Raw genomic sequence first — 14,960 nt, 5'->3', positions numbered from 1 at the left:
ACTCATCATTGCGCGATTTCCTCTTCAACAGGTGTACGGTCAACGGCACGAACAGCAAAGTAGTCAGCAATCCGCATATCCAAAACTTCTATATCCCGCGCAAATAGCTGCTGTTCATTTTCGAGCTGCACAATTTTCGCCAAGGCTTGTTCGACGCCTGTTTCAGGCAACATAATGCGCAGACCAACATCATAAATGAGATCCCAGCGGCGATCACCGATCCGGCTCGACGCCAAAAGGCCCTCGTTCAAGGTCGGGAACTGATTGAGCATCTGGATGAAATTCGGCACATCGTCTGCGGCGCCATCACCGATAAACAGCGGCAGCCCTTCGATTGGTGTTTCAACCGGGGCGATACGGCTCCCATTTTGGTCAATCGCGAAATTGACCCCATCAACCGTCCAAATCGCAACCGGTGTTTTCTCGGTTAGTTCGACAATCAGCGAATTGGGATAAATCTTTCGGATTGTTGCCGTCTCAATGCTGGGCAGTGCTTCCAGCCGTTGCCGGGCCAATTCAGCGTCAAAATTGACGAGTGAAAGATTGGCTTCAAGTCCAACTGCCTCGAAAAGCAGTTCCTCATTGGTCAATGCATATCCGGAAAGCGAAAGTTCAGCGACAGACAGACCTGCTTGGGCAAACAAGGCAGATGTTCGCCCTGACATATCGCTCCAATAATTTGCAATATGGTTGCGACTGTAAAGCCCGACAGCACCAATTCCAGCAACAAGCAACAGTGCGATCAGGCGGACAAGCAATCGTTTGTGCAAAACCCACAAATTGCGCGAACGGGCAACAATTATGTTGGTTGCGCGCCGAACAACGAGATCGCCCCCGATTGGTTGGGCAATCGCGATGGATTTACCTGAACGATCCCGCTCTATCTGTTGCAACTCGCATCCTCCACAATCCAAGACACCAGTTCTTCAAAACTGTGTCCGGCATGTTCGGCCATCTCTGGCACCAAGGATGTCGGCGTCATCCCGGGCTGAGTATTGGTTTCTAGGCAAATCAACTCACCGTCTCCATTTGCCGTTTCCATGAAGCGAAAGTCCGTCCGCGAAATGCCGCGGCAGCCCAAAGTCTCATGCGCCTTTAGCGCTAGTTTTTGTACATTCTGGTAAATTTTCGGTGAAACTTGGGCTGGCAAAATATGCTCCGACCCACCTTCCGCGTATTTAGCTTCATAATTATAGAAATGAAGATCGGTCACAATCTCAGTGACACCAAGCGCCACGCCGCCCATAACCGCACATGTTAATTCGCGCCCCGGAATATAACATTCGACCATCAAATGGTCGCTGCCCTTCCAATCAGTACGCAGAATTTCTTGGGGCGGATGTGCTGTATCGTGTTTGACCAAAAACACCCCAACGCTAGAGCCATCATCGAACGGTTTCACCACATAAGGCGGTGGCATTTGGTGACGGGCAGCAATCTCTTCACGATGCGCAATAATATGATCGGTTACCGGAATACCGACGGCTTTAAACAGGATCTTTGATTGGTGCTTATCCATAGCCAACGAAGAAGCCAACACGCCCGAATGGGTATAAGGAATACCCATAATTTCGAGCATACCCTGAACCGTGCCGTCTTCGCCAAACTTGCCGTGCAACGCGTTAAACACAACGTCAGGTTTAGCCGCCTTTAGTTGGTCCGCCAAATTTCGATCCACATCAATTGTGGTGACATCATATCCGGCGCGTTCAAGCGCTGCGGCACAATCTCGGCCCGATGCAAGCGATACTTCGCGCTCGCTTGTCCAACCACCCATCAAAACGGTTACACGTTTGTCCATCGGACTACACCTGACCGGTGAAGACATCACCATCTAGAAACTCACGCACTTCTTGACCGGGCACAAAATGTCCCATTCGGCGAATTTCCCAACGAAACTCAATGCCGGAATTTTCCCGAACCCTATTGCGAACTGTTTCACCTAAAGTCTCGATATCGTGTGCCGTCGCATCGCCCAAATTTAGCAAGAAATTACAATGTTTTTCAGAAACCTGCGCATTGCCAAACTGCAATCCACGACAACCCGCCGCATCAACCAATTTCCAGCTGGAATGGCCTTCAGGGTTCTTAAATGTTGAACCACCGGTCCGCGCACGTGTCGGTTGCGACCCTTCGCGCGTTTCGGTGATCTCTTTCATTCTAACCTTAATATCATCCGTGTCGCCAGCAAATCCCTGATAGACAGCCGACGTAAATATCACACCGCGTGGGCCGTTATTTTTGCGATATTGATAGGCCATATCTTCGTTGGTCAAGGTGACAATTTCACCGTCACGATTTACGCCACGAAGTCCAACCACCCGGTCTTTGGTCTCTGTGCCATAACATCCTGCATTCATATAGAGTGCGCCACCAATGCCGCCCGGAATGCCGCGATAAAATGTCAGCCCATCAATGCCCGCATCCGCTGCTGCTGTCGCGACTTTAACGTCTGGCATGGCCGTACCGACGCGTATTTTGTGTTCTTCCAAAACTTCAGTGGTGCCAAAGCCTTTTGCCGAAAGGCGAATGACTACGCCATCCAAGCCACCATCACGAATGAGTAGGTTTGACCCCAAACCAATCACGGTAATTTTGATGTCTTTCGGCAAGTGTTTGAGGAAATATTGTAGATCTTCTTCGTCTTTGGGCTGGAAGAATAATTGTGCCGGGCCGCCGACACGAAACCAAGTGATTTCAGACATCAATTGGTTGGGCACCAAGCGCCCACGCACGCCGTCGATCCAGTCGGAAAATTGCGGCAAAAGATCTGAGAAACTCATTTATTTATCTCCAATAAGGGCTTCTAGTTCACTTGGCAGCTTTGCTGCCCATTGCGTAATTGAACCTGCCCCCAGGCACACAACATAATCCCCCTTCGAAACCCGCGACGCCAATATTGGCGCCAAGGCTTCTGGCCGATCCACAACGCGCGCATCTCGGTGTCCCTTCGCGCGCAATCGATCAACCAAACTTTCGTGGCTCACCCCATCAATCGGCTCTTCCCCAGCCGCAAAAACAGGCGCCACCAACACAGTGTCAGCATCGTTAAAGCTACTGGCAAAATCTTCAAAAAGATCATCCAACCTTGAATAACGGTGCGGTTGAACCACCGCCACAATGTCCCCCTTGGTCGCTGACCTTGCAGCACGAAGAACCGAAGAGATTTCGACTGGGTGGTGGGCGTAATCATCAATCACCCGAACACCCGCAACTTCACCCACAGTTGTAAATCGACGTTTAACGCCAGAAAACTCGTCCAAACCCTTACGGATATCATCCGGTTCAACATGCAATTGATGCGCCACAGCGATTGCGGCGGTCGCATTCAGAACATTGTAAATGCCCGGCATGGGTAAAACCAAATCATCAATCGAAATAGATGTTTCAGCCACACGATCGCGGATTTCTACCGAAAATACCGATTTACCATCTTCGTTGCGTACATCTTTGAGCAACACATCCGCCTGCGGGTTTTGCCCATAGGTGATGATCCGACGGTCGGTAACTTTGCCTACCAAATCCTGCACGGTTGGATGATCAAGACACATCACCGCAAAACCATAGAAAGGCACATTTTCCACAAAAGTCAAAAACGCGTTCTGCACGGCTTCAAAATCGCCATAGTGATCCAGATGCTCTGCATCAACATTGGTCACAATGGCCACATCTGCTGGCAGTTTGACGAATGTGCCGTCGCTTTCGTCTGCTTCAACCACCATCCAGTCGCCATCGCCTAATCGTGCGTTGGTACCGTAGGCATTGATGATACCGCCATTGATAACAGTTGGATCCACGCCACCCGCATCAAGCAGGCTTGCTACAAGAGAGGTGGTCGTTGTTTTCCCGTGCGTGCCGCCAATGGCCACCGCGTTCTTAAACCGCATAATTTCAGCCAGCATCTCAGCGCGACGCACAACCGGTAGCGAACGCTGGCGAGCGGCGATCAATTCTGGATTATCAGCACTAATTGCGGACGAAATCACCACGACGGCGGCATTGTCTAAATTCTCGGCGCGTTGACCAATGGCAACCTGGATGCCTTTATCTTGCAGACGTTGCACATTGGGGTTGAGCGACAGGTCGGAACCGCGCACCTCATAACCCTGATTGTGCAAAACCTCGGCAATACCGCTCATACCAATGCCGCCAATACCGACGAAATGAACTGGACCAATATTTTGTGGCATCTTCATCGCGATGCTCTCCTATTCTTCATTTGCCGCTTTTTCAGCAACTATCGCCAGCTGCTGCACGGCGTCGTCCATGCCAAGCGTTTTCGCGTTCACTGCCATATTGCGCAGCTTGTGCTCATCGCTCAGAATTATTGTGAGTTCTTTCGCCAACGAATGTGGCGACAATGCACTTTGCTCGACAATTATGCCTGCATCCGCTTCAACCATATTCTGCGCGTTATGCAATTGATCTTGATCTACAGACCCGGGAAATGGAACATAAATTCCAGGCCTGCCAATAACGGACATTTCCGCAATTGTGCTAGCGCCAGAACGACAAATTACCAGATGCGCATTGGCCATGCGGCGCGGCAGGTCTTTAAAGAAAGGCGCCAGTTCAACGTTCAATCGTGTCTCTGCGTAAACAGCGGTTGCACGTTTCATGTCTTCCTGTCGGCACTGCTGAACCAAGCGAATGCGGTTTTTCAACTCGTCCGGAATATTCATCATTGCACCGGGCAGCACATCCGAAAATATTTGTGCACCTTGCGAACCGCCGGTGACCAGCAAATGAATTGGCGATTCACTATCAATCGCCGGGTATGGTTTTTTCGCCGCCTCAAACACTTGATCGCGAACTGGATTGCCAGTCATTACGCATTTATCGGCGAACTTGTCAGCATATTTGGTTTTTGCAAATCCGAGCGCAACAATGTCGGCAAAGCGAGCAAGCGCTCTGTTGGCGCGGCCTAGCACGGAGTTCGCTTCATGCAAAACACTTGGAATGCCCAACAATGATGCGGTAAGCACAGGTGGAAATGTAGGGTATCCACCAAAGCCGATAATTGCGTCTGGGTCTTCCTTTTTCAGAATGCGATAGGCCTTGGCTAGACCCTGCACAATGGTCACGCCAGCTTGAAAGGTTTTGACTGGGCTGCGCAAGTTCGGCGTCGCGGCGGGGATAATGTGCATTTTGTCGGCAGGAAAGTCGTCGGCAAAATTGTTGGCACGTCGGTCGGTCATCAACTGGACTTTATGCCCGCGCCGGATCAACTCGTTTGCCAAGGCTTGGGCGGGGAACAAATGTCCACCAGTGCCACCAGCCACTAAGATAAACTTGCTCATGCAACCTCGTGGTTCATCGGTTGATGATTTGGCATTCCGCGAAACGCTGGAAGGCCTGATTGAATTGTCTGCTCAGGCTTACGACGCGATAGCCCCATCAAAATACCCATGCCAAATGCAATCGCCATCATGGACGTTCCGCCTGAGGAAACGAATGGCAATGTCATCCCTTTAGGAGGAATGAGATTGAGGTTTACCAGTAGATTTATTGAAGCTTGCATACCGAATTGAATTGCTATCGCACTAACCGCCAAACGCGAGAAGAGATTTTGTTGTTGTTGCGCCAGAAAAAGGCTTCTTGCAACTACAAACGCGATCAAAGCGACCAAACCAAGGCAAAATAAAATTCCAAATTCTCCAGCGGCGGCTGAAAATACGAAATCGGCATGCGCATCGGGCAAGGCGCGTTTTGCAACACCCTCACCCGGCCCCAAGCCGAACCACCCGCCCTCAAGCAAAGACTGAAGCGCCTTTTCCACCTGATAATTGTCGCCCGTCTCCGGGTTCAAAAACGCATCAAATCGGCGCGTAACGTGCGGAAACATAAAATAAGCGGCTGTGATCCCCGCAAGGGAAATCCCACCAAGCGCCAAGATAACCCACCATGAAATGCCAGAAATGAACAACAAACCGGCCCATGTCAGAACAACCAAGGCAGTTTGCCCAATATCTGGTTGCAACAGCAAAATTCCGACAATGCCACCCAAAATGACGACAGCCAAAATATGGCCTGGCACGCTTGGGGTTTTCATTTGCTCAGAGATAAGCCATGCCGAAATAATCGCAAATGCAGGTTTCACGAATTCTGAAGGCTGAATTGAAAATCCGAGCACTGAGATCCAACGTTGCGAACCCTTGATTTCTGTACCTATAAACAAGGTAAGCACCATCATGGCGCCCATAACCACTAGAACAGCTAGCGCTATGTGCCGGGCATGACGGGGCGTTAGAAAAGAGCCAACAACCAGAACAGCAATTGTCGGCACCAAAAAGATTATGTGACGAATGATAAAGTGCCATTCGCTTAACCCAATACGCACAGCAACGGCGGGGCTGGCGGCAAATGACATCATCACCCCGGCAGCAAGTAGGCCAATCAGTGCAGCCAGTAAGGGCCGATCAATCGTCCACCACCATTCAGCTAGGGGTGTTTTTCGTTCTCTTGAAAGCTCACGTAAAAACATGTGACAAATCGTGTTCCATCATTGGAGATCAACTTAGTGAATAAAAATACACTAAGATTGGTTACCAACTCGCAACGATTTGAAAGTTTGTTTCGGCTTTAGCGCAATTTGAGTGACGACAGACCGATCATCGCTAGCACGAATGAAATAATCCAAAACCGGATCACGATCTGGCTTTCGGTCCATCCCAAATGTTCAAAATGATGATGGATTGGCGCCATCTTGAAAATGCGCTTGCCCGTTGTTTTGAACGAAATCACTTGAACGATCACCGATACTGTTTCAAGCACGAACAGACCGCCAACAATCGCCAGAACAATTTCGTGCTTTGTAGCAACAGCAATTGCGCCCAGCATGCCCCCTAGTGCGAGCGAACCGGTATCGCCCATAAAAATAGAAGCTGGTGGCGCGTTAAACCACAAGAAACCAAGACCGCCACCGATTAGCGCGCCACAAAGAACGGCCAGCTCACCTGTTCCAGGCACAAAATTGATCAGCAAATAGCCAGAGAAAACTTCGTTACCCACCAAATAGGCAATAAGGCCAAACGAGCCTGCTGCGATCATAACTGGTACAATCGCAAGACCATCTAAACCATCAGTAAGGTTCACCGAATTGCCTGCGGCAACAATGATGAACCCGCCGAACACTACAAAGAAAATTCCCAAATCGATGGCAAAATCTTTGACAAATGGGAACGCGAGAGATGTTGAAAACGGCGCTTCCCCCAATTGGGAAACTACATAACACGCAATCGCAGCGATGAGAGATTCGAGCACCAAACGTTGCCGCCCGCCAAATCCAGAATTCGTCGCCTTGGTGACTTTTAGATAATCATCGTAAAAGCCAATAGCGCCAAAGCCAACAGTTACACCGAGCACAACCCAAACATAAGGGTTGGACAAATTTGCCCAGAGTAATGTGGAAACGATAACACTGAGCAAAATCATCAATCCGCCCATTGTTGGCGTGCCTTTTTTGGCAATCAGGTGACTTTGCGGGCCATCTTCCCGGATCGGCTGACCGTGTCCCTGGCGTGATTTCAGCTGAGAAATGAGCTGGGGGCCAAAAATGAAAACAATGAAAAGCGCCGTCATGGTCGCGCCGCCAGTTCTAAACGTTAGATAACGAAAAACGTTAAACGCAGCGAACTGATCGCCAAATTGCTGTAGAAAATAGAACATTCAGCTCTCAACCTTGTCTTCTAATGACGCTTGGAAAGCCCTAGATGCAGGTTTCCAGCGACCGGACCAAGTCCAATACCCTTAGACCCTTTGATCATAAGTATATCGCCGGGGGCAAGTGTCTCAACCAACAAATCTGTTAAGTTAGCCGCATCTTCAAAATGTTCAACGCTGAGTTTTGTGCTCAACCTGTCCCGTAAATGCTCCATCAATGGCCCAACAAGAATGACTCGATCTGCACTTGCCGCAACAACCGCATCGGTCAGCTCTTCGTGGAACTCCTGCGAGCGATCTCCAAGCTCAAGCATATCACCGAGCACCACAATTTTGCTTCCATCTGCGGTTCGCCGTGCAAATACCGCCAAAGCCGCCCGCATAGACAGCGGGTTGGCATTAAAGCTTTCATCCAAAAGGGTAATTTCACCAGTGGCCACTGCAATCTTTGTTACCGAACCGCGACCGATAGGCGCTGTAAATTTGGCAAGGCCTGCCGCAATTACGTCAGAGTGAACGCCGAGGCTCGATGCCACAGCAACTGCGGCGGCGGCATTTATCATTGCATGCTCACCATATTGCGGGACAGAAATAGGCAACGCAACATGACCTTTCACAATATCGGCAGATAAACCATCAGATCGGTGGCGCACATTCTGAACGCGAATATTTGACTGTTCAGCGGTACCAAATGTCAAAATATTGTTGATACCTAGTCCATCCGCTCGGATTTTCAGCGCCTCGAGATACGGATGATCCGCGCCTAAAACGACCAGACCATCGGGCTCCAGCCCTTCAAATATCTCTGCTTTGGCATCAACAATGCCATAAATGTCGTCAAAATGTTCGAGATGCACTTCGCCGACATTGGTAACCATGGCGATATGCGGACGGATCATTTTAACCAGTGGGCGAATTTCATCTGCATGGTTCATGCCGACCTCAAACACACCGAATTCGGTATCTTGCGGCATGCGTGCCAACATGAGCGGCACACCCCAGTGATTGTTGAACGACTTTATTGAAGCGTGAGTGCGCGCTGCACCCTCTAGCACCAAGCGGACAGCTTCCTTGGTTGACGTTTTGCCGACACTGCCGGTAATTGCGATGATCTTCGCATTTGTACGTGTGCGCGCAGCAACGCCCAGCTGTTCCAATGCCGCAAGCGGGTCGTCTACAATGATATGCGGGACTTTTGCTGAATTTGCATTTGCCCATTCAGCCGACACCAGCGCCGCAGCAGCGCCATTTTCTATCGCAATTTCAACAAATTGATGGCCGTCAAACCTGTCGCCCTTAATGGCAACAAATAGATCATTTTGGGCAAGATCGCGGCTATCGATGGATATACCACCAAAGTCCGTCGCCGCACAAAACCGTGCGTTGCCTTTTGTGGCCGCAAGGACTTCATCGAGCGTCCACAATGGCATGAGCTAGGCCCCCACCGCCTTCAGAACAACTTCATGGTCTGAAAAGTGATGCTTTGTTTCGCCAATAATTTGATAATCCTCATGGCCCTTACCAGCCACCAACAACACATCGCCGGCTTGCAACTGCCCGATGGCCTGCTGAATTGCATCTGCGCGACCAGCCACTTCAACAACACCCTTAGCTTCGGCCAACACTTCAGCACGGATTGCTGCGGCATCTTCTGTTCTTGGGTTATCGTCGGTTAAAATTGCAACATCTGAATATTGAACAGCGGCTTTACCCATTGGGCCGCGCTTGCCTTTATCCCGGTCACCGCCACAACCAAATACAGATATCAACTTGCCCTTGGCAAACGGACGCAATGCTTGCAGTGCCGTCTCTAGTGCATCTGGCGTATGTGCATAATCAACATAGATCGCAGCGCCGTTATGCTCTGCAACCAACTCAAGACGGCCCTTTGCGCCCTTGAGTTTTGAAAGGCTTTCCAATGCATCATCTTTATCAATGCCAGTGGAAACTGCCATCGCAAAAGCAACAAGCGCGTTGGTAACCTGAAATTTACCCGCAAGCGGCAGGTAAAACTCTGCAGGTTCCCCCACAAGACGCCCTGTCACACGTTGGCCATAGCCCTCGGGCTCAATATTTGTGACTTCAAAATAAGCGCCATTTTCGCCGACAGTGACAACCGTTGCGCCACGCTCAAGCCCAGCGAACATAAATGGCGTAGCTTCTTCGTCATCCATATTGATGACACAAGTGCCGCCGTCTTGCATGAGATCTTTGAACAAGCGCAGCTTCGCATCATGATACGCTTCCATGGTTTGATGGTAATCCAAATGGTCGCGCGAAAGGTTGGTAAAGCCAACGACTTTGAACTCCATCCCGTCTAGACGACGTTGGTCCAAACCATGGCTTGAGGCTTCCATTGCAATATGGTCCACATTGCCGCTTTTTAGCTGCTGAAGCGTTTGGTGCAGGCTCATTGCATCCGGCGTGGTTAGCTCGCCGCCCGTGGTCGTATCCCCGAGCGTTACACCGAGTGTGCCAATGCTCGCACCGCGCACCCCATTAAGCTCCCAAATCTGACGGATCATCGAAACGACAGAGGTTTTTCCGTTGGTACCGGTAACGGCGACGGCGGTTTCGGGATGCGGGTCATTTGCCATGCGTGCCGCTTTTGCAAAACAAGCGCGTACATCATTCACCAGAATAACAGGCACACCCAAATCCATGTTTAGACCACGGTCAGTAACAATTGCGACTGCACCAAGGCGAACAACATCACGCGCAAAATCATTGCCGTGAAATTTCGATCCGGGTAGTGCGAAAAAGGCAAAGCCAGGCGCAACCTTTTGAGAATTCGCAGTTATTCCAGTAACTGTTAATTCTTGATCACAATGGGCACCGTTTGTACCGCTAAGCAATTCCTGGAGGGAATACCCCATTTTATTGTCCCCTATCGCAATTCAGCTGGCACCAGCTGCGCATCTAGTTCTTCATCAAGATTAGGCACAATCCCTAGCATGGGTGCAACCCTCTCAACGATACGTCCGGTCACAGCGCCAGCATTCCATGCTGCGGTGTGACCACTCTGTGCATTTTCTTTTACTGGCTCATCAATCAAGATGACCATTGCATATTTTGGTGAATCCATTGGAAACGCCGACGCGAACACATTTAGGCGTTTATCAGACGAGTATTTGCCATCAACAACTTTTTCAGCCGTCCCCGTTTTCCCGCCAAGCCGATACCCATCTGGCGACGCTTTTCGGCCAGACCCTTCTAGCGCATTAAGGCGCAGCAAATACCTGATTTGGTCGCTTGTGCGGTCGCCAATGATCTTCTTGCTGTTGGCCAGCGCCCCAATTCGATCACGCGGCAACAATGTTGGGGTGATATAGTTCCCGCCATTGACCAATGCAGAATAAGCCGTCACCAATTGCAGTGGCGTGACCGAAAATCCGTGCCCAAAAGACGCCGTTGCTGCGCCCACTTCTGAGAATTTTGCAGCAATCTTACTCGATGTCTTTTCTGGCAATTCAACAACTGGCTTATTGTCCATGCCAACATCACTCAGAAATGCGCGGAAACGATCTTTGCCCATTGCCTGCATCATTTTGATCGTGCCGATGTTAGACGAGTATTTGATCACTTCCGGTAAGCTTAGAATACGCTTCTTGGCGTGGAAATCGCCAATAGAATGACGCCCAAACCGGACTGGATTTCTAGCATCAAATTCATCGGTGATCTGCACTAGCCCGGAATCCAACGCGGCGGCAGCGGTGATAATCTTAAGCGTAGAACCCAGTTCAAATTTGCCCGCTGTAATCCGATTGATCCGCCCTTCCTCAAGCGCACCTGAGGGCACATTGGGGTCAAAATCGGGTAAAGAAACCAACGCGACAATTTCACCCGTTCGGACATCCATCATGACGCCTGCGGCAGCAATCGCCTGATAACGGGTAAGCGCATCAACAAGTTCGCGGTGCATGGCGTGCTGCACCCGCAGGTCAATCGATAAATCCACCGATTGCAATGAGCGATCTCGGGCAAAACCCAAATCCTGCAACAGCGCCACTTCGCGGTTGTCCAAAAACCGTTCCATCCCCGCAATGCCGACATTATCGACATTAACCGCACCCAAAATGTGCGCGGCCACATTGCCGCCAGGGTAGAAACGACGAGATTCAGAGACAAAATCAATGCCCGGGATACCGAGGCGCAAAACACGTTCTTTTTGCTGCGGCGACAGCTCGCGTTTCAACCAAACGAACCCTTCGTCCCCGTCCAGCCGAGACCGCAGCCATTTGCGGTCCATATCAGGGAACTCTTTGCCAATTGCCTCAACCGCTTCATCAACATCAATTATGCGACGTGGTTCGGCAAATAACGAGGGAACTTGAATGTCGATGGCGAGCGGATTGCCATTTCTGTCCATTAGCGCAGGTCGAGTGGCGGTCAGCGCGGGTCGGGCTTGACCTTGATTGACCTGGTCAACTTCAACGGTCGCGAGCATCACCAAACGGCCAGCGACAATCGAAAATAAGACCATAGCCAAAATCATAGAAAGCCGAATTCGGCTTCTCGTCATATGGCCGCGAGACTTGCGCGCGCCATCAATGGCAATCGGGGTGCCCATGTCGTTGCTCACATCACTCATTGGCCAACCAATTCGTCTTGACCATTGGGGTCAATGCCAGCTTCTAACGACATTAAAAGCGCATCCAATCCGTCGCTATCCGGGAATTCTGGGCGCATTGGCGCGTCACTTAGTTGGCCATATTGGGCCACCACAATCGGCGCAATGCCAAGGGTTTCGGCATGCCGATCAACGATTGATTGAAGTCGTGCAGGCTGATTAAGATATGCCCAGTCCGCGTCCAATCCATTTAGCACCTGTTTTTGTGATGCTATTTCTCGTTGCAGTTCAATTACTTGAGACTGAACGTCCTCCGTGCGGTACTTTTGGCCATAGACCAAAATTAGCGCCACAAAACTTGTACAAAGCAATAGGAAATTAAAAGCGCGCATCAGGCAGAAAACTCCCGTCGCGCATATCCGGGCACACCCAATCCTTCAATGCTTAGTGGGCGTGCAGCTTCGCTATTTCGCGTCGCAAAACGCAAGGTTGCTGATCGCGCTCTAGGATTGTGCTCGAGCTCATTTTCACCTGATCGAATTGGTTTTGAAATATTATCCCAAGGCGACGCGGATTTGGCGTGCATAGGGGCGTGACGCGAGCCCTTTTCTTGCGGCTTGAAGAACCGCTTCACCATTCGATCTTCAACCGAATGAAAACTCACCACCGCCAACACACCACCTTCTGGCAACAGTTTTTCGGCGGCGAAAAGCCCACGAACCAATTGACCATATTCGGCATTCACCGCAATGCGCAATGCTTGAAAACTCTTTGTTGCTGGATGGCTTCCACCAGGCTTTCGACCAAGTTTGTCGCTGATCAGATCAGCGAGCTGCTTTGTCGAGGTAATGGGTTCGATTTCGCGCTGCGCAACGATTGCGCCGGCCACTTGGCGAGCACGTCGCTCTTCACCCAATTCAAACAAAATGTCAGAAATCTCACGCTCATCGCGTTCATTCACAATGTCGGATGCGCTCTCTCCGCTCTGCTCCATGCGCATATCCAACGGGCCGTCGCGCATAAAGGAAAAGCCGCGCTCGCCTTCATCCAGTTGCATTGAGCTCACCCCAATATCCAACACAATCGCATCTGGTGCGTTGAATTGATTCTCTTGCGCGAGCTCCTCCAGATCAGCGAACCTGCCTTGGACAAATTTGAACCGATCACCAAATTCATCCGAAAGGTTTTGAGCAAATGGCAAAACGTTTGGGTCTCGGTCGATGGCGGTAACACGAGCACCGGCTGCCAAGAATGTTCGCGAATACCCGCCGGCTCCGAATGTGCCGTCCACAATATGCTTGTTCTCTAGTGGAGAAATTGAGCGAACAACCTCATCCAAAAGAACTGAAATGTGTGGTGATTGATCCGCCAAACAAAATTACGCTGTGTGCAAAAAGCACGATCAGCTGTACTCCCTAGCGCCAATTTGGCGATACTACTCAAACAATAAACGCATCCAGACCTGATGCGAGACTTGTGCGCATTTTCCCCAATGAGCCTTAATTTTGTGTTGCTTTTGATGCAAATGAAGGAAAAAAGCCAGTTGGTCTATAAGCCGGATTTTGTAGGGCATAGTTAAACTATGCGTGGCAGCCATTCATCTGGGGCACCTGTTACCAGAATACCTCATGCAACCTACCCGGATGACTAACCTGAAAACCGATCGATCTTGCGATCACGCCATCCCTATTTGGTTTTGCTCTCGGTGGGGTTTACCTTGCCAAGCTCGTTACCGACCTCGCGGTGCGCTCTTACCGCACCTTTTCACCCTGACCACGCCGAAACGTGGCGGTTTGTTTTCTGTGGCACTTTCCCTGGGGTCGCCCCCGCCGGGCGTTACCCGGCACCGTGTTTCCTTAGAGTCCGGACTTTCCTCCATTGCATAAGCAACAGCGGCTGCCCGACCAACTGACTGCGGATGACTTATGGGGAGAACGCACAAACGTCAAGCAAGACGATTGGTTGTTACGCAGATCGCGAATCTAAAATTGCGTCATATGCCGAATTGATCGCGGCCATTTTTTTGTTGGTGACCTGCACCAATTCACTTGGCACGCCCTTGGCGATCAAGCGGTCCGGATGATGTTCGCTGACAAGTTTTCGATAGGCGATTTTCAATTCTTGATCACTGACAGAAGGATCAACGCCCAACAAAAAGTATGGGTCGCTATCTGAAAGCACCACATGTCGTGCTGCTAAACGGGAAAACTCTTCGTCACTCAGACCAAAAATTTCGCCAACCACCTGCAAATAGCGAAGTTCATCCTCATGGATCAACCCATCCGCTTCAGCAATGTGAAACAAGCCGTCCAAAACATGCTCGAGCGCGCCGTGATCATCCTGAAAAAGCCGAGCGATCCGCTTGGCGTAACTTTCAAAACCAGCGACGTCCTGCTGTGCTAGGTCAAAGATGCGTTCGACCTGATCTTCCGCACCGTAGGGTATTTGAACATTCTCGCGAAACGCACGAATTTCGTCTGCCGTTACAACGCCGTCAGCAGCTGCCATTTTGGCTGACAGAGCTACCAATGACAGTGTAAATGCAGCGTCTTTTCCGCCGAGCAACCAATTTTCGGGATCAAAAAGTTGGGCAAGCGATCCCGCAATGCCGGTTCCGCTTGAAAAGGAACCAATCTTTTCCGAAATGATTTGCCAAACTGACATGTATCGCCCCTCGCCAACCCAGCGCCGCGCTGGATTGGCATAGATATAGATGAAAATACGGCAC

13 protein-coding genes and 1 other RNA gene are annotated in these 14,960 nt (G+C 50.5%); all 14 read right to left on the bottom strand.

Going from position 1 to position 14,960, the window contains the following annotated elements; all coding sequences use genetic code 11:
* Positions 1-5: 5 nt before the first annotated feature.
* On the bottom strand, positions 6-893 hold the full coding sequence (locus AC2D8L_RS01890) for a cell division protein FtsQ/DivIB (RefSeq protein WP_484683759.1): 888 nt from the start codon (positions 891-893) through the stop codon (positions 6-8).
* Positions 881-1,801, bottom strand: coding sequence for a D-alanine--D-alanine ligase (locus AC2D8L_RS01885; RefSeq protein ID WP_484683758.1), 921 nt, complete (start codon positions 1,799-1,801; stop codon positions 881-883). Before AC2D8L_RS01885 ends, AC2D8L_RS01890 begins: the two co-directional genes overlap by 13 nt.
* A 4-nt stretch (positions 1,802-1,805) precedes the next feature.
* On the bottom strand, positions 1,806-2,783 hold the full coding sequence (murB, locus tag AC2D8L_RS01880) for a UDP-N-acetylmuramate dehydrogenase (protein WP_484683757.1): 978 nt from the start codon (positions 2,781-2,783) through the stop codon (positions 1,806-1,808).
* A complete protein-coding gene (gene murC / locus AC2D8L_RS01875) occupies positions 2,784-4,196 on the bottom strand; it encodes a UDP-N-acetylmuramate--L-alanine ligase (protein ID WP_484683756.1) in 1,413 nt (470 codons plus the stop codon).
* Positions 4,197-4,208: 12 nt separating this feature from the next.
* On the bottom strand, positions 4,209-5,300 hold the full coding sequence (murG, locus tag AC2D8L_RS01870; protein WP_484683755.1) for an undecaprenyldiphospho-muramoylpentapeptide beta-N-acetylglucosaminyltransferase: 1,092 nt from the start codon (positions 5,298-5,300) through the stop codon (positions 4,209-4,211).
* Positions 5,297-6,484, bottom strand: a complete 1,188-nt coding sequence (locus AC2D8L_RS01865; protein ID WP_484683754.1) for an FtsW/RodA/SpoVE family cell cycle protein — start codon at positions 6,482-6,484, stop codon at positions 5,297-5,299. Before AC2D8L_RS01865 ends, murG begins: the two co-directional genes overlap by 4 nt.
* Positions 6,485-6,582: 98 nt before the next feature.
* The gene (mraY, locus tag AC2D8L_RS01860) at positions 6,583-7,668 is read right to left on the bottom strand and encodes a phospho-N-acetylmuramoyl-pentapeptide-transferase (RefSeq protein ID WP_484683753.1); all 1,086 of its coding nucleotides are present in this window, start codon (positions 7,666-7,668) and stop codon (positions 6,583-6,585) included.
* Positions 7,669-7,688: 20 nt separating this feature from the next.
* The gene (locus AC2D8L_RS01855) at positions 7,689-9,092 is read right to left on the bottom strand and encodes a UDP-N-acetylmuramoyl-tripeptide--D-alanyl-D-alanine ligase (RefSeq protein ID WP_484683752.1); all 1,404 of its coding nucleotides are present in this window, start codon (positions 9,090-9,092) and stop codon (positions 7,689-7,691) included.
* A 3-nt stretch (positions 9,093-9,095) separates the two neighbouring features.
* Positions 9,096-10,538 (bottom strand): UDP-N-acetylmuramoyl-L-alanyl-D-glutamate--2,6-diaminopimelate ligase, encoded by a 1,443-nt coding sequence (locus AC2D8L_RS01850; RefSeq protein ID WP_484683751.1) that lies wholly within the window; start codon positions 10,536-10,538, stop codon positions 9,096-9,098.
* Positions 10,539-10,549: 11 nt separating this feature from the next.
* Complete coding sequence (locus AC2D8L_RS01845; RefSeq protein ID WP_484683750.1) at positions 10,550-12,253, bottom strand: peptidoglycan D,D-transpeptidase FtsI family protein; 1,704 nt, start codon at positions 12,251-12,253, stop codon at positions 10,550-10,552.
* Positions 12,250-12,624 (bottom strand): cell division protein FtsL, encoded by a 375-nt coding sequence (gene ftsL / locus AC2D8L_RS01840; protein ID WP_484683749.1) that lies wholly within the window; start codon positions 12,622-12,624, stop codon positions 12,250-12,252. Before ftsL ends, AC2D8L_RS01845 begins: the two co-directional genes overlap by 4 nt.
* Positions 12,624-13,604, bottom strand: a complete 981-nt coding sequence (rsmH, locus tag AC2D8L_RS01835) for a 16S rRNA (cytosine(1402)-N(4))-methyltransferase RsmH (protein WP_484683748.1) — start codon at positions 13,602-13,604, stop codon at positions 12,624-12,626. Before rsmH ends, ftsL begins: the two co-directional genes overlap by 1 nt.
* Before the next feature lie 163 nt (positions 13,605-13,767).
* An RNA gene (gene rnpB, locus AC2D8L_RS01830) (RNase P RNA component class A) lies at positions 13,768-14,144 on the bottom strand.
* 53 nt (positions 14,145-14,197) lie between these two features.
* The gene (locus tag AC2D8L_RS01825; protein WP_484683747.1) at positions 14,198-14,896 is read right to left on the bottom strand and encodes a TerB family tellurite resistance protein; all 699 of its coding nucleotides are present in this window, start codon (positions 14,894-14,896) and stop codon (positions 14,198-14,200) included.
* Positions 14,897-14,960 lie beyond the last annotated feature (64 nt).

This window comes from Maritalea sp. YIW29 (assembly GCF_057219265.1).
The sequence above is the reverse complement of the archived record's forward strand: the minus strand, read 5'-3'. Positions and strand labels throughout refer to the sequence as shown.

Bases quoted from the DNA above. Each gene is read 5' to 3' on its own strand.
- AC2D8L_RS01885 (WP_484683758.1), bottom strand. From the start codon at position 1,801: ATGGACAAACGTGTAACCGTTTTGATGGGTGGTTGGACAAGCGAGCGC.
- murB (WP_484683757.1), bottom strand. From the start codon at position 2,783: ATGAGTTTCTCAGATCTTTTGCCGCAATTTTCCGACTGGATCGACGGC.
- murC (WP_484683756.1), bottom strand. From the start codon at position 4,196: ATGAAGATGCCACAAAATATTGGTCCAGTTCATTTCGTCGGTATTGGC.
- murG (WP_484683755.1), bottom strand. From the start codon at position 5,300: ATGAGCAAGTTTATCTTAGTGGCTGGTGGCACTGGTGGACATTTGTTC.
- AC2D8L_RS01865 (WP_484683754.1), bottom strand. From the start codon at position 6,484: ATGTTTTTACGTGAGCTTTCAAGAGAACGAAAAACACCCCTAGCTGAA.
- mraY (WP_484683753.1), bottom strand. From the start codon at position 7,668: ATGTTCTATTTTCTACAGCAATTTGGCGATCAGTTCGCTGCGTTTAAC.
- AC2D8L_RS01855 (WP_484683752.1), bottom strand. From the start codon at position 9,092: ATGCCATTGTGGACGCTCGATGAAGTCCTTGCGGCCACAAAAGGCAAC.
- AC2D8L_RS01850 (WP_484683751.1), bottom strand. From the start codon at position 10,538: ATGGGGTATTCCCTCCAGGAATTGCTTAGCGGTACAAACGGTGCCCAT.
- AC2D8L_RS01845 (WP_484683750.1), bottom strand. From the start codon at position 12,253: ATGAGTGATGTGAGCAACGACATGGGCACCCCGATTGCCATTGATGGC.
- ftsL (WP_484683749.1), bottom strand. From the start codon at position 12,624: ATGCGCGCTTTTAATTTCCTATTGCTTTGTACAAGTTTTGTGGCGCTA.
- AC2D8L_RS01825 (WP_484683747.1), bottom strand. From the start codon at position 14,896: ATGTCAGTTTGGCAAATCATTTCGGAAAAGATTGGTTCCTTTTCAAGC.